7 protein-coding genes are annotated in these 6811 nt (G+C 56.9%); 6 read left to right on the forward strand and 1 reads right to left on the reverse strand.

The features are described 5' to 3' along the window. Nucleotides 1-256: 256 nt before the first annotated feature. Entirely contained in the window at nucleotides 257-1183 is a 927-nt protein-coding gene (locus ACR0JI_RS19525; RefSeq protein ID WP_480496059.1) for a LysR family transcriptional regulator, read from the reverse strand. 157 nt (nucleotides 1184-1340) lie between these two features. Between ACR0JI_RS19525 and ACR0JI_RS19530 the strand changes: the two genes are divergently transcribed. The 6 genes from ACR0JI_RS19530 to ACR0JI_RS19555 all read left to right on the forward strand — a co-directional run bounded on the left by ACR0JI_RS19530 (nucleotide 1341) and on the right by ACR0JI_RS19555 (nucleotide 6685). Next, nucleotides 1341-2357: a TRAP transporter substrate-binding protein gene (locus tag ACR0JI_RS19530; protein ID WP_480496057.1), complete on the forward strand. Its 1017-nt coding sequence runs from the start codon at nucleotides 1341-1343 to the stop codon at nucleotides 2355-2357. Between the two features lie 67 nt (nucleotides 2358-2424). Then, nucleotides 2425-2961, forward strand: a complete 537-nt coding sequence (locus ACR0JI_RS19535) for a TRAP transporter small permease (protein ID WP_480496055.1) — start codon at nucleotides 2425-2427, stop codon at nucleotides 2959-2961. A gap of 17 nt (nucleotides 2962-2978) precedes the next feature. Continuing rightward, entirely contained in the window at nucleotides 2979-4319 is a 1341-nt protein-coding gene (locus ACR0JI_RS19540; protein ID WP_480496053.1) for a TRAP transporter large permease, read from the forward strand. 17 nt (nucleotides 4320-4336) lie between these two features. Further along, the gene (locus tag ACR0JI_RS19545; RefSeq protein ID WP_480496051.1) at nucleotides 4337-4831 is read left to right on the forward strand and encodes a universal stress protein; all 495 of its coding nucleotides are present in this window, start codon (nucleotides 4337-4339) and stop codon (nucleotides 4829-4831) included. A gap of 26 nt (nucleotides 4832-4857) precedes the next feature. After that, nucleotides 4858-5244 carry a nuclear transport factor 2 family protein gene (locus tag ACR0JI_RS19550; protein WP_480477499.1) on the forward strand — a complete coding sequence of 129 codons (387 nt, stop codon included), beginning with the start codon at nucleotides 4858-4860 and terminating at the stop codon, nucleotides 5242-5244. A gap of 40 nt (nucleotides 5245-5284) precedes the next feature. Then, nucleotides 5285-6685, forward strand: a complete 1401-nt coding sequence (locus tag ACR0JI_RS19555; RefSeq protein ID WP_480880276.1) for an NAD(P)/FAD-dependent oxidoreductase — start codon at nucleotides 5285-5287, stop codon at nucleotides 6683-6685. Nucleotides 6686-6811: the final 126 nt, after the last annotated feature.

Raw genomic sequence — 6811 nt, forward strand, 5'->3', positions numbered from 1 at the left:
ATTGCGCAAGGCGGCAACAGGGTCGGATGACATGCAGTTCTCCGGTTATCTGGGGGCAAGAGGTGATGGTCTTCGCCGATTGAAATCAAACTGGAATTGCCAAGTCAAATTTGTTTTCAATCAGACGTTTTCGACCAATTTTCCCCGTGCCTATCGCCCTAGTGGACACGACAAGCGCGGCCGTGCGCCCCCGGCTGGCGCATGTCTTCAGTTAATAAACGGAGTGCCCTCGCGCAAACAGGCGACGAGGCCGGGCTCAGGGCACTTCGGAATGGACGCTCAGCAGGGTTTCCAGAAACAGTTTGGCCGCGCGTGTCGGATCCGGCTGTTTCCGCGTCACCGCCGCAAAGCGCGTTCTGTATTTGATTTCCTGCGGCATCACCTGCCTCATAAGCCCCTTATCAACAAATTCCTGCGCCAGATGGTCCGGAAGAAAGCCCAGATAGCTGCCCGACAGAATAAGTATTGCAAGGGCTTGTTCGTTCTGCACTTTGGCGGCGCGCCGAAACCCCAGTTGCTGGCCGTAGATCAGGTTGGGCGAGTTCACGTTCAGACCCGCATAGTTGAACGCCTGAATGTCCCGCAAGCTCAGCGTGTCAGCGGACTGGCTGAACAACGGATTGGCCTGCCCGCAATACAGAAACATGTTTTCCCCATAAAGCGGCGCATAATGCAGGCTTGCCGAGGGGCGGTGCAGGGCGATGATCCCGACATCCAGCTGCCCGCTGATAACCATGGTCTCAATGACGTTAGGCGGTTCAATCGACAACTCGATCTGGATGGCAGGGGCGGCTTCGTTGAAGCTGTGAATGGCGCGGGCAAGGCGCGCTTCGGGGTTCGTGGTGCATTGATCGAACAGCGCCACGCGGATACTTCCTGCCAGTTGCTGCTTGATCTCGTTGACTTCGGTTCTGAACTGCGAAACCGAAATCAGCAGGTCTTCTGTCGCGGCCAGCACTTTCTCGCCGTCTTCAGTCAGGGAAAAACCCGCCGGGCCACGGTTGCACAGCTTCAGATCCAGCCGAAGCTCCAGATCCGATATGTGTTTCGAGATTGTTGATTTCCCGATGTTGAGCTCAATTTCTGCTGCCGAAAACCCTCCGCTTTCCGCAACGGTTTTGAAAACCCGAAGAAGGCGAATGTCCGTGTCCCCGATGCGGGTGGCCAGTGGGTTTTGTCTCATATTATAAGTTCGACATTTGTGAAACCTTTCACGCAAATATTAACAACGACGAAACCATGTTGGCAAGATAGCCTCTTGTGGCCGAGGCAGAATCGGACTGGCCACCTTCTCCCCAGGCCATCGCGCACCTCGAAACACGACAAATGGGAGGACATCCATGTCATTTATCAAAAAGCTTGGCACCATCAGCGCCGCCGTTTCCGTTGCTGCACTGATGGTTGCGGGCACGGCTGATGCGAAGAACTTCAAGATCGCGGTGGGCGATAGCGCAGGAAGCGCACAGGAAGCTCTGGGCATCGCCTTCGTCAAGGCGCTGGAAGAGAAATCGGGCGGTGCCCACACCGCAACGCTGTTTCTGAACGGTCAGCTGGGGTCCGAACAGGACACCGTGAACGAGGCAGCGATCGGAACGCTGGATATGTCGCTGCTGGCGATCAACAACATCACGCCGTTCTCGCCTTCGGTCGGTGTTTTCACGCTGCCTTACGTGATCCTCAGCCTGGAAGATGCCGAAAAGCTGACTCAGGGCCCAATCGGTCAGGAACTGGTCGAAAACACCATCCGTGATGCCGGCGTGCGCATCATCGGCTGGACCTATACCGGTTTCCGCCGCCTGACCAACTCGAAAAAACCGGTCAAATCGGTTGCTGACCTTCAGGATCTGGTCATCCGCGTTCCCAAGAACGAGATCATGATCGAAACCTACAAGGCATGGGGCATCAACCCGACGCCAATGGCCTGGTCGGAAACCTTCACCGGACTGCAAACCAAGGTGGTTGACGGGCAGGACAACCCATACCTGACCATCAACGCGATGAAGTTCTACGAGGTTCAGGACCACGTCACCAACCTGCGTTACATCTTCTCGATCGAACCGCTGATCGTTTCAGAAGCGGTCTTCCAGGACCTGTCCGCAGAAGATCAGGCAATTATCCTTGAAGCGGGACAGGAAGCCACCCTGGCTTCCGCACAGTTCCTGCGGGATTCCGAAGCCGCCATCAAGGAAGAGCTGACCGCCAAAGGTATGGAGATCATCGATCCCGAAAACGACGAAGCCGAGTTCATCGAACTGGCGACAGGTGCCGTATGGCCCCAGTTCTACGACTCCATCGGTGGCGTCGAAAAACTGAACACCGTTCTGGAAGCCATTGGCCGCGAGCCGGTGCAGCAATAATCGCCGCAGAGCGATACCGGGAAGAGCGCCACGGCGCTCTTCTCATCTCAGGGAGGAGTGAAACCACATGTTCTGGAAATTTCTGGACAACATAGAAAGTGTCATCTGCCGGATACTCTTATCCGGCTTTGTCTGCCTTTTATTCGTGCAGATCATCGCGCGCGAAGTCTTCGGCTTTTCGGTCAGCTGGATCGAAGAACTCTCGGTCTACATGTTCGTATGGTTCGTCTATTTCGGCGCAAGTTACGCCGCCTTGAAAGGGGCGCATAACCGCGTGACATTCCAGTTCAAGTTCCTGCCTGAGGGGGCGATCAAGTACATCGAAGCCTTCGCCGATCTCTTCTGGCTCTTCTTCAATGTCTACTTCCTCTATCTGGCGACAGATTTTGTCTTCAACAAGATGAACAAGTTCTGGAAATCCCAGACCCTGGGTGTCGAGATGAAGTATATCTACATGGTGCTGCCCATCGCGTTTGCGCTGATGACCGTCCGCATCATTCAGGTGAATTACCTCCGCCTTGTCAAAGGCGAGGACATTCACGATCCCGATCAGATCGACCTCGACGAAATCAAAGCTGCGACCGAAGCAGCAAAGAAATCCTAAGGGCAGGGGGTTAAATCATGGAATCCGAAATCGTCACGGTCCTGTTTGGATCATTTCTGTTCTTGCTGCTCATTGGCGCGCCGATCACGGTGGCGCTGGGTGTCGCGTCGCTGATCTCGTTTCTCTATCTGGGCGATAACCCGATCAAATTCGTGCAGATCGCCTTTACATCCGTGGGCTCGTTCCCGCTGATGGCGCTGCCAGCCTTTATCCTCGCCGGGGCCCTGATGGAGGCTGCCGGTATCTCAAAACGCCTGATCAACGTTGCCGAAAGTCTGGCCGGTCCTTTCACCGGTGGTATTTCGGCCGCAACGGTCATGGCCTGTCTGTTCTTTGGTGCAATTTCGGGCTCGGGCCCGGCAACAACCGCGGCTGTTGGGATGCTGATGATCCCGGCAATGATCGACCGCGGCTATGAGCGCGGCTATGCCTCGGCGATCACTGCGTCCTCTGGCGGCCTCGGGATTATCATTCCTCCCTCCATCCCGATGGTGATCTTCGGCATTGCCGCGCTCGGTATGGCCCCGCCGCCCGAAGCGGTCGAGAAATTCGGCACCTTCCAGTCGGTTTCGATTTCGAAATTGTTCATTGCCGGGTTCGTACCCGCCTTCCTGATCGCCACTAGCCTTTTGATCCTGAACTACTTCATGTCGAAAAAGCGCGGCTACAAAGGCGTCGCCGAAGGCTGGTCGATCCGCCATGTGGGCTGCGAAATGTATCGCGGGTTCTGGTCTTTGATGGCGCCGCTGGTGATCTTGGGTGGTATCTATACCGGCTTCTTCACCCCGACCGAGGCAGCAATCGTCGCGATCTTCTATACCCTGTTCGTGGGGGTAGTCATCTATCGCGAACTGACCTGGCAGTCGCTGTTCCAGTCGCTTGAAGCCACCACATGGCTGACCGGTCGCGTCCTGCTGATCCTGTTCACCGCTACGGTGTTCGGACGTCTTTTGGTGGAAAACCAGATCCCGGCGATCATCGCAGATTCGATGCTCAGCTTCACCGACAACCTCTATGTAATCTGGGCGCTGATCATCTTCTTCCTGCTGTTCGTCGGCATGTTCATGGAAACACTGGCCACCATCCTGATCCTTGTTCCGGTAATGCTGCCGGTAGCGTATTCGGTTGGTATCGATCCGATCCACTTTGGCGTGGTGATGGTCTGTACGCTGGGCATCGGGTTCCAGACCCCGCCGCTGGGCGAAAACCTGTTCATCGCATCGGGTATCTCGAACATCTCGATCGAACAGATCTCGTTGCGCGCGCTGCCTTTTGCGGCGGCAAACACGGTGGCGATCTTCATAATCGCCTTCTTCCCTGAACTGTCGCTGTGGCTCCCACGGCTGTTTGGCTACTGATCTGAAAGGATGACGACATGAAACAGATGGTCTCCAACATCCTGTTTGCCACCGACCTGTCCGAAAACTCGGGTCACGCCATGCGCCATGCCGCCAGCATCGCTCAGGCCACCGGGGCGGAGATTCACGTGTTGCACGTGAATGAACCCCTGTCGGACGACGCCAAGATCACGATGGAAATCTTCATCATGAACGAAGAGACCCGCAAGACCGCCATTGAGCGTCGTCACGAGATGGTGCGCAAGGTTCTGGCCGAACGGCAAGCCAAGTTCTGGGCGCAGTTCGACGGCGACGACGGGAAAATTCGCGATCAGGTCACCTCGGTCGAGGTGACTGACGGCCATCCGGCAGAAGTGATCCTGCGCCGCTCGGTCGAACTGGGTTGCGACCTGATCGTGCTGGGCGCGCATGATCACGGCTTTTCGCACACCTTCCTGGGCACGGTCGCAAAACGCGTTTTGCGGCGCTCCAGGATCCCGACACTGATCGTTCCAAACCCGGACGAAATGTAACAACCCCACTGACAAGGAAGTACAAAATGAACAAAACCCTGACCGCGCAGGACCTGGCGGACACGTTCGACGCGTTCAACCGCCACGACATCGACGGCGTGATGACCCACTTCGCCGACGACTGCGTGTTCTACACCGTGGCCGGTGACGAGAAATACGGCAACAAGGTTGAAGGTGCCGAAGCCATCGCCGCCGCGTTTTCGGGCGTCTGGGCAGGCATGAAAGACGCCCATTGGGATCATCACAGCCACTTTGTCCACGGTGATCGTGCCGTATCCGAGTGGACCTTCTCGGGAACCGACGCAAACGGAATGCGGATCGAAGCCGAAGGTGCGGATCTGTTCACCGTTCGTGACGGTAAAATCATTGTAAAACAGGCGCTTCGCAAAGCGCGCCCAATGTTCAAAGCCTGATCCGCCGCCCTGCGCGCAGCCTCGGAGAAAAACAAGAGTGGTGGATAACAGCATCCCGCGTCACTGGCCCAAGGCCAGTTATGACCCCAAATATGACCCGATCATTGATGCGGGTCCGGGTCACAATCGCGACCACGCGCCCACGTATTGGATTGGAACGGCCGGAACACCTCCGGCCGATGATGGACCTGTGTCCAGCGATATGGATGCGGATGTGGTGGTGATCGGATCGGGGTATACCGGTCTGTCGACCGCCATTCATCTTGCCAAGGAACACGGCATTCAAGCCGTTGTTTTAGAAGCAAATACCGTCTCCTGGGGCTGCTCCACCCGCAATGGCGGGCAGGCCCAGATCTCATCCGGGCGGCTCAAGCGGTCGCAATGGATCGAACGGTGGGGAACGGACGTGGCCAAGCGCATGCATGCCGAGGTCACAGAAGCGTTTCAGCTGTTCAACGATCTGATTGCGTCCGACGATATCGATTGCGACCCCCAGCCGGGTGGCCACTACTACATCGCGCATCGCGACAAGGTCATGCCGTCCCTCAAGAAAGAGAGCAAGCTGCTCAACGATGTGTTCGGCTACGGCTCGCGCATCCTCTCTCGGGAAGAGCTGCATGAAAAGCACGTGCGCGATATGGAGGCCGCAGGTGCCATGTGGGAACCTGACGGGACCTGCATCCATGCGGGTAAACTGGCGTTCGGCTACGTCAACATGGCGCGTCGTCTGGGGGTGAAAATTCACACCGGCAGCCCGGTCATGGGATGGCAGACGAAGAACGGCGTGCATCACCTGCGCACACCGGGCGGCATCGTCCGCGCCAAAACGGTGGCCTTGGCAACCGCGGGCTATACCCCGCCGGGTCTGAACACGCGCACAAAGCACCGCCTGATGCCTATCCTGTCCAACTCGATGGTGACACGGCCCCTAACCCAGGCCGAACTGGATGAGTGTGGCATTCAGACCAAATCGCCCCTGACGGACACGCGCACCCTGCGCCATTATTATCGTTTATTGCCTGACAACCGGATGCAGATCGGCAGCCGCAGCGCGGTAACAGGACGAGACGCCGAGAACGAAAAACACCTGGAGCTTCTGAAAAAGGGCCTCGCCCGAAAGTTCCCGGCGCTGACGGATATCAACCTCGATTACTCCTGGTGGGGCTGGGTCGATGTCAGCCACGATATGATGCCGCGTATCTTCCAGCCGGACCCGCAACAGCGCGTGTTCTACGCGATGGGATATGGTGGCAACGGCGTGATGTACTCGGCTCAGGCCGGGCGTCGTATGGCACAGCTGATCGCGGGCAAGAAAGACAAGGCCTTTGCCCTGCCGATCTTCACGTCCCCGCTGCCGAGTCACGGCATCCTGACACCCTTCCGCCGTCTGGGTCAGCGCATAGCCTATGTCGGCTATTACCTCAGAGACGAAATACTGTAATTTACCAACGCTTTAGCGTTCTGAAGATAAGGAAACACCCCTATGAAGATGACGACGGAAGAGGCCTTTGTTAAGGTTTTGCAGATGCATGGAATTGAGCATGCGTTTGGGATCATTGGCTCGGCG

It is taken from the genome of Ruegeria sp. N10 (genome assembly GCF_056531545.1).